This is a genomic window from Algoriphagus aurantiacus (assembly GCF_035156405.1).
In the GTDB taxonomy this organism is placed as follows: domain Bacteria; phylum Bacteroidota; class Bacteroidia; order Cytophagales; family Cyclobacteriaceae; genus Algoriphagus; species Algoriphagus aurantiacus.
Map to the genome: position 1 here is coordinate 111,401 of NZ_JAXRUT010000012.1, position 13,955 is coordinate 125,355.

The 13,955-nt window shown below is 41.0% G+C and carries 13 protein-coding genes; 8 read left to right on the forward strand and 5 right to left on the reverse strand.

What is annotated here, in order from left to right:
* Position 1: 1 nt before the first annotated feature.
* Together SYJ56_RS13330 and SYJ56_RS13335 are read left to right on the forward strand one after the other, a co-directional pair.
* Positions 2–781, forward strand: a complete 780-nt coding sequence (locus tag SYJ56_RS13330; protein WP_323834850.1) for a zinc ribbon domain-containing protein — start codon at positions 2–4, stop codon at positions 779–781.
* A 104-nt stretch (positions 782–885) separates the two neighbouring features.
* On the forward strand, positions 886–1,302 hold the full coding sequence (locus SYJ56_RS13335) for a hypothetical protein (protein WP_323834852.1): 417 nt from the start codon (positions 886–888) through the stop codon (positions 1,300–1,302).
* Here SYJ56_RS13335 and SYJ56_RS13340 read toward each other — a convergent pair.
* Positions 1,286–1,909, reverse strand: coding sequence for a histidine phosphatase family protein (locus SYJ56_RS13340; protein WP_323834854.1), 624 nt, complete (start codon positions 1,907–1,909; stop codon positions 1,286–1,288). The two genes, SYJ56_RS13335 and SYJ56_RS13340, sit on opposite strands and share 17 nt — an antisense overlap.
* A 53-nt stretch (positions 1,910–1,962) precedes the next feature.
* Here SYJ56_RS13340 and SYJ56_RS13345 point away from each other — a divergent pair, with 53 nt between their 5' ends.
* The 3 genes from SYJ56_RS13345 to menD are packed head-to-tail and all read left to right on the forward strand — an operon-like array spanning position 1,963 to position 5,281.
* Positions 1,963–2,388 carry a hotdog fold thioesterase gene (locus SYJ56_RS13345; RefSeq protein ID WP_323834856.1) on the forward strand — a complete coding sequence of 142 codons (426 nt, stop codon included), beginning with the start codon at positions 1,963–1,965 and terminating at the stop codon, positions 2,386–2,388.
* Complete coding sequence (locus SYJ56_RS13350; RefSeq protein WP_323834858.1) at positions 2,385–3,602, forward strand: chorismate-binding protein; 1,218 nt, start codon at positions 2,385–2,387, stop codon at positions 3,600–3,602. Before SYJ56_RS13345 ends, SYJ56_RS13350 begins: the two co-directional genes overlap by 4 nt.
* Positions 3,599–5,281, forward strand: a complete 1,683-nt coding sequence (gene menD / locus SYJ56_RS13355) for a 2-succinyl-5-enolpyruvyl-6-hydroxy-3-cyclohexene-1-carboxylic-acid synthase (protein WP_323834860.1) — start codon at positions 3,599–3,601, stop codon at positions 5,279–5,281. Before SYJ56_RS13350 ends, menD begins: the two co-directional genes overlap by 4 nt.
* Here the strand turns inward: menD and SYJ56_RS13360 are convergent.
* From SYJ56_RS13360 to SYJ56_RS13375, 4 genes are all read right to left on the reverse strand, one after another.
* A complete protein-coding gene (locus SYJ56_RS13360) occupies positions 5,262–6,083 on the reverse strand; it encodes a helix-turn-helix domain-containing protein (RefSeq protein WP_323834862.1) in 822 nt (273 codons plus the stop codon). The genes menD and SYJ56_RS13360 overlap by 20 nt on opposite strands.
* A 171-nt stretch (positions 6,084–6,254) precedes the next feature.
* Positions 6,255–7,061: a helix-turn-helix domain-containing protein gene (locus SYJ56_RS13365; protein WP_323834864.1), complete on the reverse strand. Its 807-nt coding sequence runs from the start codon at positions 7,059–7,061 to the stop codon at positions 6,255–6,257.
* 270 nt (positions 7,062–7,331) lie between these two features.
* Positions 7,332–7,847 (reverse strand): VanZ family protein, encoded by a 516-nt coding sequence (locus SYJ56_RS13370; RefSeq protein ID WP_323834866.1) that lies wholly within the window; start codon positions 7,845–7,847, stop codon positions 7,332–7,334.
* A 74-nt stretch (positions 7,848–7,921) separates the two neighbouring features.
* A complete protein-coding gene (locus SYJ56_RS13375) occupies positions 7,922–8,788 on the reverse strand; it encodes a LysR family transcriptional regulator (RefSeq protein ID WP_323834868.1) in 867 nt (288 codons plus the stop codon).
* A 95-nt stretch (positions 8,789–8,883) separates the two neighbouring features.
* Between SYJ56_RS13375 and hutH the strand changes: the two genes are divergently transcribed.
* The 3 genes from hutH (at position 8,884) to SYJ56_RS13390 (ending at position 13,936) form a co-directional block, all read left to right on the forward strand.
* On the forward strand, positions 8,884–10,452 hold the full coding sequence (hutH, locus tag SYJ56_RS13380) for a histidine ammonia-lyase (protein ID WP_416377801.1): 1,569 nt from the start codon (positions 8,884–8,886) through the stop codon (positions 10,450–10,452).
* Between the two features lie 77 nt (positions 10,453–10,529).
* Complete coding sequence (gene hutI / locus SYJ56_RS13385; RefSeq protein ID WP_323834871.1) at positions 10,530–11,822, forward strand: imidazolonepropionase; 1,293 nt, start codon at positions 10,530–10,532, stop codon at positions 11,820–11,822.
* A gap of 110 nt (positions 11,823–11,932) precedes the next feature.
* Entirely contained in the window at positions 11,933–13,936 is a 2,004-nt protein-coding gene (locus tag SYJ56_RS13390) for a urocanate hydratase (protein WP_323834873.1), read from the forward strand.
* Positions 13,937–13,955 lie beyond the last annotated feature (19 nt).

The window sequence follows — 13,955 nt, forward strand, 5'->3', positions numbered from 1 at the left end:
CATGGAAAGTACAGTAGCACAGAAACTCGAAGCTATTCACAACCTTCAACTTTTAGATTCAAAACTAGACGCCATCATCAAGGTTCGCGGAGCTCTTCCAGAAGAGGTTCAGGACTTAGAAGATGAAATTGCTGGATATGAAACTCGATTGGAGAAATTTCAAAGTGAAATAGATTCTTTTGAAAATGAAATAAAGGCGCTTAAAGAAAGCATCAAAGATTCTGAAAAACTGATCAAAAAGTATCAGGAACAGCAGATGAATGTTCGTAATAACCGCGAATATGATGCAATCACTAAGGAGCTTGAGCTTCAAGATTTAGAGATTCAAGTTGCGAAGAAAAAGATCACTGAAGCTGGTTATAGAATTGATACCAAGAAGGTGGACTTGGAGGAACTAAGCGCTGTGAAAAAGGATCGCCAAAAAGATTTAGATCAGAAGAACAGCGAATTAACTTCGATTGTATCTGAAAGCGAATCTGATGAAGCGAAACTGAACAACGATCGTGAAAAAGCCACTAAGAAAGTTGATGACCGACTTTTAAAATCATATACTAAAATCAGAGCTAACGCCAAGAATGGCCTCGCAGTGGTATTGGTAAAAAGAGGTGCTTGCGGTGGATGCTTTAATACTGTACCACCACAAAGACAGGCTGATATTCGTGAGAAGAAAAAATTAATCGTTTGTGAGCATTGCGGTAGAATCCTTGCCGGTGTTGAAGACGAGGTTATCGAAGAGGTAGCTCCAAAAAAGAAAAGAGCTACTAAAGCTTCCAAGGCTTAATCAAAGACTTTATTCTATAAATAAAAATGAAACCCTGAATCGCTCAGGGTTTTTTTTATGGAGTTTTTTGCTTTCCACGTATTAAATTTTCTATATTGAGAGCTATGAAAAGTCTTGGAATCCTAGTTGTCACCCTATTTCTATCTCTTTCAGTTTTTGCCAAAGAGACTGAACCCAAAACTTTTTTGGTCATATTCAAATCAAAAGAATTAAAATCGCTGAACACCTCTCTGAAAGACATTCAGTCCCAATTTTCTTCTACTTTCAAAACCAGAAGTTACTCAGGAAATTCGGAACTGGCGCTGATTATCGACATACCAAAATGTGAATTCGATGCTTGCTTTCTAGGCCAATTTTTAGTTTCCTTAGATAAAGGTGAGGACATGAAGCTTCAGGAAATTGCATTTCGAGTTATTGATATGACTGCCAACAAAAAGACTTTGGACACTTATCTAACAGCTTTTGAAGAAAGTCAGAAAAAGGACAAGAGTGACAAGCGAAATACTATCGCAGCTCCATAAGGTGCTCAGTATCATTTTTTTTCAGTAGCTCGAAAGTACCATCCTCCTTTTCTTCAAGTAGATATAAGCAAAGATTTTTATGCTCAAACATATCCATATGACACAAATCTTGCTTCATAATCAAGCTCAAAAAGATCCGCATCGCACGGCCGTGCATGCAAACCAATATAGTCTTACCAGGCCCTGATATAATCTCATCGATTCCTCGCTGCATACGCGTGGCTACGATATTTGGGCTTTCTCCACCTGCTATACAATAATCTAGATTTCCCTGCTGCCATTGATCCAGCATATGCTGATAGTATTGATTTTCTTCAGGCGACATAGGAAGTCCTTCATAGTCTCCCCAAGAAATCTCATTTAGGTCTGCAGTAGAAATAGCTGGGATACCTAAGTCCAAAAAAGATTGAATGGATTGTTTTGTCCGCTGAAGGCCTGTGTAATACGCCTGGTCAAACGGAATATTTTTGTATGTCTCAAAAAAGGCCGCAGCCTGTTTTCTTCCGGTTTCATTAATGGGAGCATCGATTCCACTTCCCTGCACTACACCTTTAAGGTTGAAATCAGTTTGTCCGTGCCTAACTAAGTAAATTTTTTTTCGATTCAAGATTATCTATTTTTGTCTGCGCCCCAAAGAAAACTCATTTACTTTAAATTTTCATGGTATTTTCCCAAAAGCCTTCATTGGATCAAATCAACCAAAACGGAAGAAACACCATGACTGATCATCTGGGAATTGTATTTACTGAATTCGGCGAGGACTACCTCAGTGCTACCATGCCAGTAGATCAAAGAACAAAACAACCAATGGGTTTGTTACACGGAGGAGCGAATGTAGTGCTTGCTGAGACACTTGGAAGCGTAGCCGCTTCACTCACTATTGACTTGAAAAAACAAGTTTGTGTAGGCCTTGAAATAAACGCAAATCACCTGAAAGGTGTAAAGTCAGGATTGGTCACAGGAATCACCAAACCAATCCATATTGGGAAAAGCACTCAAGTCTGGGAAATAAAAATCACTAACGAGCAAGGTCAACTCTGCTGTATCAGCCGAATTACCATGGCGATTTTAGATAAAAAGCAATGAATACTGAAGTATCAACTAATCCTACCCAAACAGACATAATTCATCTTTTACTTCAACTAGGGCTTACCTCAGGTGGCTCTTTTGCTCTTTGGAGAAAGCCTAAATCCAACACACTTGAAATTGTAATGGATGAAGCTGACAGTCCTTTGAAAGTAGATCTTAGCCTGGATGAATTAGAGGCTGGGTTCATTGTCCATCCTTTTGCTGATCAAGTGGACAAAAAAGCTTATTACATTAAAGCCAGCAAACATCTTTCCTTTGATCTAAATCTCCCGTTTGAAGAAGATGAATTGCCGGAATGGGCCAAAATCCAGTTAAAAAACCAAGGTCAACTGTCACCCCAAAAGATTAGGGAATTGCTACAAAATCAAACGCTGACAAGTATGGTTCTGACCTCCAGTCTCAGTGAAGACAAAGCACATTTTCTCCAATTGGTGGAAAAGGGCATCAAAGCAGTTCGTGAAAAAGATTTGGAAAAAGTAGTCCCTGCTAGAACAAAGACTATTGACATTCCTGAAAATTTTAATCTAGGATGCACGATTTTAAGTCTAATAAAATCCTACCCAAACGCTTTCGTTAACTTTTTTCATATTCCAAATATTGGAACCTGGATGGGAGCATCTCCGGAAACATTGATAGAAACCAAAGGTGATATTTTCCAGACAATGTCACTGGCAGGAACTCAGGCAGCTTCAGGCGATAATCCTTTGAAAACTGTAGCATGGACTCAGAAAGAAATTGAAGAGCAAGCACTAGTAAGCAGGTACATCGTTTCATGCTTTAAGAAAATAAGATTGAGGGAATACGAAGAACATGGCCCAAAAACTGTATTGGCTGGAAATCTCTTACACCTGAGGTCTGACTTCAGAATTGACATGCAAGCCACAGGTTTTCCACAACTTGGCTCGATTATGCTAAATCTTCTTCATCCTACCTCCGCAGTCTGCGGCATGCCTAGAAAAGAATCACATGATTTCCTCCAAGAATTTGAAGGCTTTGACCGTTCCTTCTTTTCGGGTTTTTTAGGCCCTGTTAACATTCAAGGTGAAACTTCTATTTATGTGAATTTGAGAACCGCCTCCTTAGTAAAAAACAAAGCCATACTTTATGCAGGAGCTGGTGTGACAGAAGATTCTGATCCGGAAAAGGAATGGGAAGAGACAGAACTTAAATGCCAGATCATTGGTAAATTCATTCAAAGCCCAAGCGCTTGATTCTCTCTCAGATCACCGACTTAGTAGCTATTTGTGCCAAGAAAGGCATTGAAAACGCCATCCTTTCTCCTGGTTCGCGCTGCGCACCTTTGACGCTTGCTTTTGCCAGACATCCCCAGATTCACACCAGAACTATCTCTGACGAGCGCTCTGCTGCCTTCATTGCAATGGGCATGGCTCAGCAACTGGAGCAGCCGGTAGCACTTGTCTGCACGAGCGGATCCGCAGCTTTGAATTATTTCCCAGCCGTAGCAGAAGCTTTTTTCCAGCAAATCCCATTGCTGATATTGACAGCAGATCGACCAGCAGAATGGATTGATCAATACGATGGGCAGACCATTTTCCAACCTGATGTTTATGGAAAACATGTAAAAGAAAGTTTTCAGTTACCAGATTCATCAACATTTCCCGACCAACTATGGCAATCCTCAAGAATTGTAAATGAAGCGATCAATCTCGCCAAGCAATTTCCAGCAGGGCCTGTTCATATTAATGTGCCACTTAGAGAACCCTTTTACCCTGAGAAAGGAGAGCCGATTATTTTCCCAGAAAAGCCCCGGGTATTTAATTTATTGAAAAGTAAAACCCAGCCTACCGATGAATCTCTAATCAAGCTCAAAAGCAGGTTGGAAATAGTCCAAAGAATCTTAATTATTCCTGGTCAGCAACGTCCAGACTCTCAAATTCAAAACTTTCTAGACCAGCTTTCTGTAAAGAAAAACGCTGTAATCGTCGCAGATACAATTAGCAATCTCCAGTCTGATGAGACGATCACATTGCATGACCATTGGCTGGGAAGTCAAGAATTCTCAAACAGTCTAAAGCCAGATTTGATTATTAGTTTTGGCAAATCCATCATCTCAAAATCACTCAAGCTATTCCTCCGAAGCACGCAAGCATCACATTGGCATATTCAATCAGATGGAAATGCAAAAGATACCTATCAGCGATTGACAAGGAATATTGCTTCCTCGCCAGCATACTTCCTCAACTGGCTGACTCAAAACCTTGGTCCACAAAACCCAGAATATTATCAGTCTTGGCATTCTCTGGACAAATGTGTATCCTCCAATCTGCCTCCGATCTTAAAGAGAGAATATTTCGGTGAATATCCTGCGCTAGCCTATTGCTTGAGTAAGATACCATCTACCTCAAAAATCCATGTGGCCAATAGCATGGCTGTCCGCTATTTGAATTTTCTTGGAAAAAGAAATCAGGAGGTGATCTGTAACCGGGGGACTTCAGGAATCGATGGATCCAATTCCACCGCAGTGGGATGTACTTTTACCACTAAAGACATCGTGACTTTGATTACTGGAGACATGGCATTCTTCTATGATCGTAATGCTTTTTGGCACAATTATACTATCCCTAACCTTCGGGTTATCTTATTGAATAATCATGCGGGGGGAATCTTCCGATTGATCGATGGCCCTGCAAATCAACCAGAATTAGAAGAGTTTTTTGAAACCAAACAGAGGTTATCTGCTAATCATTTGGCGACTGAGTTTGGATTCTTTTATTCCAAAGTGGTGAATCAAGAGGAATTGGAAGCTTCGCTAGAGGACTTTTATGAAGATTCCCTACACCCCAAAATTTTGGAAATCGAAACTTCCAGTGTTAAAAATGCTGAGATTCTGAAAGAGGTAAAGGAGAAAATCAAAACTGAGCTTCGGTAAATAAATTAGGATTAGGAGAGGTAGCTTTCACCGTATTTTTAGAATATCTATACAAGAAATATAATAACCCTATTTCAAAAACATAAATGGTAAAGGGAGCTAAAATTTGACCTATAAAAGAAAGTATCAAAAACCCAGACACCATTCCCAATATCCCGATTGGCTTTAAACCAAAACTCTCGATTATCATAAGTTTGCTCAAATTATAGCCCAGTAAAACATAACCCATTCCCCAAAAGATAATACTAGGAATCATGTAAAAGATTTCATGCTGAAGATTATCATCTAAAATTACAATCATGGAATATAAATAGGCTATCAATCTAGCAATCAGCAAGAAAAATACTGACAAACTAATAACGTTGTTACCATAAAATTGGCCTATTTTCAGAAAAGGCCACATAAAAATGAAGTAACAAACAAAGATTCCGATCTTAAATGGAATATAAATCCCTCCTGAAATAGAATCGGCGATATACTTAATATCTAACGGTATTTCTATAAGGGTTAGGATTAGGTATAAACTTCCGGCAAAAAGAATCAATGGGGAGAATTTTATACCTAACTCCTTTTCTTGTGTTTGATTATAATTTTGGGAATATTTTATCTCCTCCTTTACAAAATCAATTTCCAAAGCCTCAAAAAGCGTTTTAATCGTATGGCTCCTGGGAGTTACATCACCTGCTTCAATCCGTTGGATCGTCCGCACATTCAGGTTGCACTTTTCGACCAACTCCTCCTGTGTCAGGCCTTTTGCCTTTCTGCTTTCATAGATTTTCTTACCAAGTTCAGGTTGTTTCATTTTGTATATACTTTGATTGACCATGACAATATCTAGGATTGAATTGAAATCAGAGACGTAGTTACATCGGCTTAGCCCCGACTTTTGCCCGACTTTCAGGCTTAAAGTCTCAAAATAGCAAAAATAAACTTAGGGTTTAATTCAAAATCGAGAACCCCCGTTAAAAAGCGATCAAGCTGTCACTTGAGAACTGTAAGTAGAATCGGGAGAAGAAGTTCTCCCGATTTTATTTATTCCCCAGATCAGAAACCCAAGTTGTCCTATCTCAAAAAGGGTCAATGGAATCAAGCCAAATAAAGCGCCGACCACTGAAAAAATCATAACTCCAGACACAACCCCCAATGCTCCGAGCACTTGCGGAATATTAGACCAGAGATTTTTATAACAAAGATATCCAGCTCCCATAAATCCGTATGCTAGGCCAAAGCATCCTAATTTTACAAAATAATAATCCGATAGACCAAAGCTATCTACTCTTAATGAAATTAAATCAATTACAATCCAAAGGGCATTCGCCACGAGCATCACCCAAAGGGCGATTTGAAGAATTTTGTTAGGAAAGATAGTAGCCATTTTGATCAGTCCGAAAATGAAAAGTGAGAAAGTAATTAATACTCCTACTTTGATCAACCCAAAATTCACGGAATTCACTATTCCTCCCTCAATCATCTCTATCTCCATACTGATTTCAAAATAGGAGAGAAAAAAGTAGATCAATCCAGTTCCAAAACCCAAATAAAGCCATGTCAGTTTTGGTTTGGCATTCTCAATAGACGCACTTACTTCCGACTCTTTCCAGTCCATCCCCAACGCCTCAAACAGGGCTTTGATGGTATAACTTCTGGGAGTCACCTCCCCTGCTTCGATGCGCTGGATCGTCCGCACATTCAGGTTGCATAATTCGACCAACTCCTCCTGAGTCAATCCTTTTGCCTTTCTCATTTCAGAGATTTTCTTGCCAAGTTCCGGTTGCTTCATTGTGTGTATGTTTTGATTAACCATGGCAATTTCTCTGATTGGTTTGTGACTTATGCCGAAAGAGGCTCGGTTTTGACCCGACATTTGCCCGACATTTGAGTTTAGAGCTCAAATTAAGGCTTTTGATTTATAATTATTATAAAACAGGAACTATGATTTATCAGCTGTAGGTGGGCTATTTATATGAAGGAATCCCCACACCCCCTGAGGACTTAGGTGATATTATCACATTGACTGATCACTGAAGCGCATATTTTTTGCTGTTTCACCCTATTGATATCTGATTGGTAGCATATTCAATTTGAGTAGAAGTAGAAGCGAAACAATAAGGAATGTACCAATAGCTCCAATGATATTGATGTACTTTTGGGCCTTTAGTGACTTCGAGTTAAATTTTTGAAGTGTCCAAAACAGTACGTAACCGATGATTCCACCGGAGGTATTGGTAAGCAGATCTGTGACATCAAACGTTCCAAATCTAAATGCATACTGAAGTCCTTCTAACATCAAACTTATCAGAAAAAAGAAAAGCAGATTAAATTTAAACGTCCTATTTCTAAATAAAACTCCAGCATAAATGCCCAGCGGAATAAAAATAACCACATTCAAAATGGTTTCCATCTCGTCATAATAACCATTAGCAAAAGGGATCAGGTTGATATTCCTGTTTTCCATATAAGAAAATTCTACACCCAGCTTTAACAAAATGATCCAACCCAAGACGAGAAGATAAACGAATAATAAGGTTTTAGTCAGCTTGTCAGCATTGTTTTCAGCTTTCCCCATTCCAGTTGCTTTGAATTTTCCGCATTGTCGAATTTGCTAAAATTTTTGATCAGAAAATCATGAATATCTTTTTTCTACAGTAGAGGCAAAACTTGCTTCAATGCAGGATTTCTGTTCTCCGCTTTCCAAATTACTGAAAGCTCCGTGAATTGCGGGATATGCGGAATCTGCATAAAACGTACATTCAACTCATATCCTTCTTTCAGCGAAGTCGGGACTATCGCCACACCCATTCCATTTTCTACCAATTTGAATATCGTCAACGCATGGACGGACTTATGCCGAATCCTAGGTGAAAAGTTTGCATCCCTGCAAATACCGATAATTTGCTCGTAATATAGATTACTATAGTCTGAGGAAAAAAGAACGAAAGATTCATCCCTAAACTGATTCACTGATATAAATTCCTGCTCTTGAATCGGATGTTCTTTTGGCACCACCAACGAAAAAGTATCCCTAAGCACAACCTTCATTTCCAGATCACTTGGCACAGAAGCCAATCTGACAAAACCCAAATCCAATTTATCCTTTTCAATCATTTCCACCTGAACCGAATTGCTCAACTCTTCCAAACTGGTACTTATTAAAGGCTGATTCGCATTAAGTTTGGCCAATAGATCGGGCAATACCTGATTGGATGCCGAGCCTAGAAATCCTATCCTCAGCTCCCCGATTTTCCCTTCAGCGATCAGTTTCAGCTGGTTCCTTGTCAGCTCCAAATGATTTAGGACAAAGTCCACCTCACTTTTCAGATAAGCTCCTGCAGCTGTCAATTCCACATGTTTTTGATCCCGCTCAAACAGTTGTACTTCCAGCATTTCCTCCAACTGCTTAATCTGCCTACTTAATCCAGGCTGCGAAATAAACAAACGCTCAGCTGCCTTTCTGAAGTTCAACTCCTCTGCAACTGCCCTAAAATAATTCAAGTGTCTTAATTCCACGATAACTCAAAGGTATCATATCATGACATAATTGATATCAAAAATTATCATCAATACATGATATCTTTGTCATGCCCCTGAATCTAAACCCAATTATGATGAAGACTTTCCAATACGGCCAAGACCATCTTACAGTAGGTATGGCCTTGCAACTCGCTAGAAAAGAGACGAAAGGCGTTTTAACTCCGGCAACCCGCGATAAAGTTCGGGCTTCTGCCCTTGCTGTTGCGAACATCGCCAAAGGAGAAAAGGCTGTCTATGGTATCAACACAGGTTTTGGTCCCCTTTGTACCAGCAAAATCTCAGCAACTGATACGCAGACTTTACAGGAAAATCTACTTAAAAGTCATGCTGTTGGATTGGGAGAACCTGTTCCCTTGGAGATTTCCAAGCTGATGCTCGTATTGAAACTTCAGGCTTTGGCCCAGGGGTTTTCAGGAATCAGGCTAGAAACCTTGGACCGAATGCTTTGGATGCTGGATAATGACGTAATTCCCGTAGTTCCTATACAAGGTTCAGTGGGAGCATCGGGGGACTTGGCACCACTTTCACATTTATTTTTACCGCTATTAGGGTTGGGGAAAGTGTATTTTGAAGGGGTTATCCAAGCCACATCTTCCGTCTATGAAAAGTTGGAAATGACAGCGCTTTCTCTTGGTCCAAAGGAAGGTTTGGCCCTAATCAACGGCACTCAGTTTATGGCTGCTTATGGAGTAAAAGTCGTGGATCGCTTGCATAATCTGCTCGTCCATGCGGACATTACCGGTGCCATGATGATTGAAGGCCTGATGGGTTCGATCAAACCCTTTTCTCCTGAACTGCATCAATTAAGGCCATTCCCGGGAAATAAGCATGTGGCGCAGACTATTCTAAATTTATTGAACGGATCCGAAATAGTGAATTCCCATTTGAATTGTGCACGTGTGCAGGATCCGTATTCCCTACGATGCATGCCACAAGTCCACGGAGCTTCCAGAAATGCATGGCTTCACCTGAAAGAGGCCATCGAAATTGAGATCAATTCCGTGACGGATAATCCTGTCGTTTTCAGCGAGGATCATACGATTTCCGGAGGCAGTTTTCACGGACAACCTATTGCGTTGCCGCTGGATTATGCTTGCCTTGCCGCGTCTGAATTAGGAAATATCTCAGATCGAAGAATCTATCTTTCCCTCGAAGGAGATACTCCGGGTGTTCCTAAATTACTTTTGAAAGAGACGGGATTGAACTCAGGCTTGATGATCCCACAGTACACCACAGCTGCATTAGCTTCTGAGAATAAAGGACTTTGTTTTCCTTCATCTGCCGACAGTATTCCTACCTCCTTGGGACAAGAGGACCATGTAAGTATGGGTTCGATTGGTGCTAGAAAAGCTTTGCAGGTAATTGGGAATGTGGAGAAAATTCTGGGAATTGAGCTATTTTATGCTGCTCAAGCGATGGATTTCCATGCACCACTCAAGTCTGGAAAGGTGATGACAGCCATTCACGAACATGTAAGAAAAAGCATCACCCCAGTCATCAATGACAGGGTAATGACCGAAGATATGGAAGCTGCAATTACCATGATTCAAAGTGGCGAATTGATCAAAATCGCGAATAAAGTTGCAATAGAGGAAGGTTTAGAATACCAGACTGAATGGAGTGAGCTGTTTGACTATTAAAATTACCCGCTGAAAACGCACATATCCACTGTGGTCATCTGCGAAGTTATCAGCGCTAATCAGTGGGAAATCTAACTATGAAAAATCTAAAACTAATCGGCCCAATTACCCAGCTACTCACGCTTGATAAACTTCCGTTGAAAGGAGCTTTAAAAGATGAGCAACTCGAAATCCTGACAAATGCAGGAATTTTAATCGAGGACGATAAGATTCTGGAAATTGGCTATTACACCGATTTACTGGCAAAAACTGAAAAGCTAGATCCGGAAGTATTTAAGCTGGAAGGAGATTTTGTAACACTGCCGGGATGGGTAGACTGTCATACGCATATTTCTTTTGGAGGAAGTAGGGCAAAAGATTTTGCAATGCGGAATGCAGGAAAATCCTACTTGGAAATAGCAGAAGCGGGTGGTGGAATTTGGGATACAGTCACCCAAACCAGAAATCTCAGTCAAGAAGAACTTACCGCGAGAACAGTCTCAAATTCTAATCGACACTTGAGCGAAGGAGTAACTACCATAGAGGTAAAAAGCGGGTACGGATTAACTGTCGCCGAAGAACTTAAAATGCTTCGGGCGATAAAAGATGCCAACTCTCAGACCAAAGCTGATCTGGTTCCAACCTGCCTCGCAGCTCACATGAAACCTCGTGATTTTGAAGGTTCCAAAAAAGATTATCTTCAGGAAATCGCCGAGCAGCTATTCCCGATTCTCAAGTCAGAGAATCTCACCAATAGAATCGATTCATTTATAGAGCAAAGTGCTTTTTCCCCGCAAGAAATTACTGGCTATTATCAAAAAGCAAAAGAATTAGGCTTTGATTTCACCGTTCATGCCGATCAATTCACCACAGGAGGATCCGAAGTGGCGGTAAAATTCAGTGCCAAATCGGCAGATCATCTGGAAGCCTCCACTGAGAAAGAAATAGCCCTGTTGGCAAAGTCTGATACAGTAGCCGTTGCACTTCCTGGCGCTTCTATTGGATTGGGCTGTGCATTTACTCCAGCCAGAAAAATTTTGGATCAGAGTGGATCGTTGGCAATTGCGAGTGATTGGAACCCCGGCTCCGCTCCTATGGGCGACTTATTGACACAAGCTTCTATTTTGGCCACTTTCGAAAAGCTAAGTACTGCTGAAGTTTTATCCGCAATAACTTTCCGCGCAGCGGCAGCTTTGGGCTTAGAAGATCGGGGGAAATTGAAAGCAGGATTATTGGCTGACTTCAATCTTTACTCAACAGATGATTTTAGAGAGATCCTCTACCAACAAGGAAAACTCAAACCAGCACAAGTGTGGAAAAGAGGTACTAAGATTTTAGAATCAAGACATAAGACTTACAATTCTAAACACAGAATCAAAAATTTAATATAAAATTCGGAGTTCAGAATTCCCTCTTAAACAACATTAGGCTTCAAGGCTAATAAACAATTTATTTCGTTGCGCCGTTGTGCCGCCGCGAGCAAATTCAATTCGTAAATACAATGGTTTTCCAAGAGCAAATTCAACAAGGTATTCCAAACATCCTTCCTCCAAAAAAGGAACGAAGTAAGTCACTTGGCCACGCTCCCAAAAGAAAAGACATTCTTTCGTCAGAAGAAAAAAAACTTGCATTGCGAAATGCCTTACGCTATTTCCAGAAGGATTGGCATGCGGAATTGGCTAAAGAATTTTTAAATGAGCTGAAGGAATTTGGGAGAATTTACATGTATCGGTTTATGCCTGAGTATGAAATGTATGCTCGCTCAATTCAAGAATATCCTGCAAAGTGTCGACAAGCAGCGGCCATCATGCTGATGATTCAAAACAATTTGGATCCTGCTGTGGCTCAACATCCTGAGGAACTAATTACTTACGGTGGCAATGGTGCCGTTTTCCAAAACTGGGCACAATACCTTTTGGTGATGAAGTATCTGTCTGAAATGACGGATGAGCAGACGCTCCATCTCTATTCAGGTCATCCTATGGGGCTTTTCCCCTCTTCTCCAGAAGCTCCCCGCGTGGTAGTGACCAATGGAATGATGATCCCAAATTATTCCAAGCATGATGACTGGGAGAAATTCAATGCACTTGGAGTGACGCAATATGGACAAATGACGGCAGGTTCATTTATGTACATTGGACCTCAGGGGATTGTGCATGGCACCACGATTACGGTGATGAATGCTTTTAGAAAAAAATTGGAAGTGGGAGAAACACCCGCCGGAAAAATATTCTTGACAGCAGGTTTGGGCGGTATGAGTGGAGCGCAGCCAAAAGCCGGAAATATCGCAGGCTGTATCACTATCTGTGCAGAAGTAAATCCTGCCGCAGCAAGAAAAAGACATGAACAAGGCTGGGTGGATGAATTGATCGAAAATCTAGATGAGCTGGTTCTGCGAACTCAACTTGCCAAACACAATAAGGAAGTGGTTTCTCTCGCCTTCATCGGCAATATAGTGGATGTTTGGGAGCGATTTGATGAGGAAAATATATTTATTGAACTTGGCTCCGATCAGACCTCACTTCATAATCCTTGGGCTGGAGGCTACTATCCAGTAGGCCTGACCTTCGAAGAATCAAATCGGCTGATGGCTGAAAATCCTGAAGTATTTAAAGAAAAGGTTCAAGAAACGCTGAGAAGACATGCCACCTCGATCAATAAGCATGCAACAAAAGGAACTTACTTTTTCGATTATGGAAATGCCTTTTTACTGGAAGCATCCAGAGCAAGCGCTGAAGTAATGGCTGAAAACGGAGTTGATTTCCGGTATCCATCCTATGTTCAGGATATTTTGGGGCCAATGTGCTTTGACTATGGATTTGGCCCTTTCCGCTGGGTGTGCACTTCCGGAAAAGCTGAGGATTTGAGAAAATCCGATCAGCTAGCTGCTCAAGTCTTAAAGGAAATCATGCAGCATTCTCCCGCTTCTATTCAGCAACAGATGCAAGACAATATCACCTGGATCGAAGAAGCAGAAAAGAATCAATTGGTAGTTGGTTCCCAAGCACGTATTCTTTATGCCGATGCGGAAGGCCGGGCTAAGATTGCCCAAGCATTTAATGATGCCATTGCAGCAGGGGAAATTTCCGCTCCAATTGTATTAGGCCGCGATCATCATGATGTCAGTGGTACAGATTCGCCTTTCCGTGAAACAAGCAATATCTATGACGGCAGCAAATTCACAGCAGATATGGCAATCCACAATGTCATCGGAGATAGCTTTCGTGGAGCCACTTGGGTTTCTATTCACAATGGAGGGGGAGTCGGCTGGGGAGAGGTGATGAATGGCGGTTTCGGGATGCTACTTGACGGAAGTGCGGAAGCTGAAAGAAAACTGAAATCCATGCTATTCTATGACGTAAATAATGGCATTGCGAGACGTGCTTGGGCTAGAAACTCAGGTTCTTTGGAAGCTATTCAGCGGGAAATGGATCGCAGTCCGGGATTAAAAGTCACTTTGCCAAATCTGGTGAATGATGATGTTTTGAAATCTGTTTTACGATAAAAATAAAAACTGTGTCCTC

Bases quoted from the DNA above. Each gene is read 5' to 3' on its own strand.
- SYJ56_RS13330 (WP_323834850.1), top strand. From the start codon at position 2: ATGGAAAGTACAGTAGCACAGAAACTCGAAGCTATTCACAACCTTCAA.
- SYJ56_RS13370 (WP_323834866.1), bottom strand. From the start codon at position 7,847: ATGGGGAAAGCTGAAAACAATGCTGACAAGCTGACTAAAACCTTATTA.
- hutH (WP_416377801.1), top strand. From the start codon at position 8,884: ATGATGAAGACTTTCCAATACGGCCAAGACCATCTTACAGTAGGTATG.
- SYJ56_RS13360 (WP_323834862.1), bottom strand. From the start codon at position 6,083: ATGAAACAACCTGAACTTGGTAAGAAAATCTATGAAAGCAGAAAGGCA.
- SYJ56_RS13335 (WP_323834852.1), top strand. From the start codon at position 886: ATGAAAAGTCTTGGAATCCTAGTTGTCACCCTATTTCTATCTCTTTCA.
- SYJ56_RS13345 (WP_323834856.1), top strand. From the start codon at position 1,963: ATGGTATTTTCCCAAAAGCCTTCATTGGATCAAATCAACCAAAACGGA.
- SYJ56_RS13350 (WP_323834858.1), top strand. From the start codon at position 2,385: ATGAATACTGAAGTATCAACTAATCCTACCCAAACAGACATAATTCAT.
- SYJ56_RS13365 (WP_323834864.1), bottom strand. From the start codon at position 7,061: ATGAAGCAACCGGAACTTGGCAAGAAAATCTCTGAAATGAGAAAGGCA.
- hutI (WP_323834871.1), top strand. From the start codon at position 10,530: ATGAAAAATCTAAAACTAATCGGCCCAATTACCCAGCTACTCACGCTT.
- SYJ56_RS13390 (WP_323834873.1), top strand. From the start codon at position 11,933: ATGGTTTTCCAAGAGCAAATTCAACAAGGTATTCCAAACATCCTTCCT.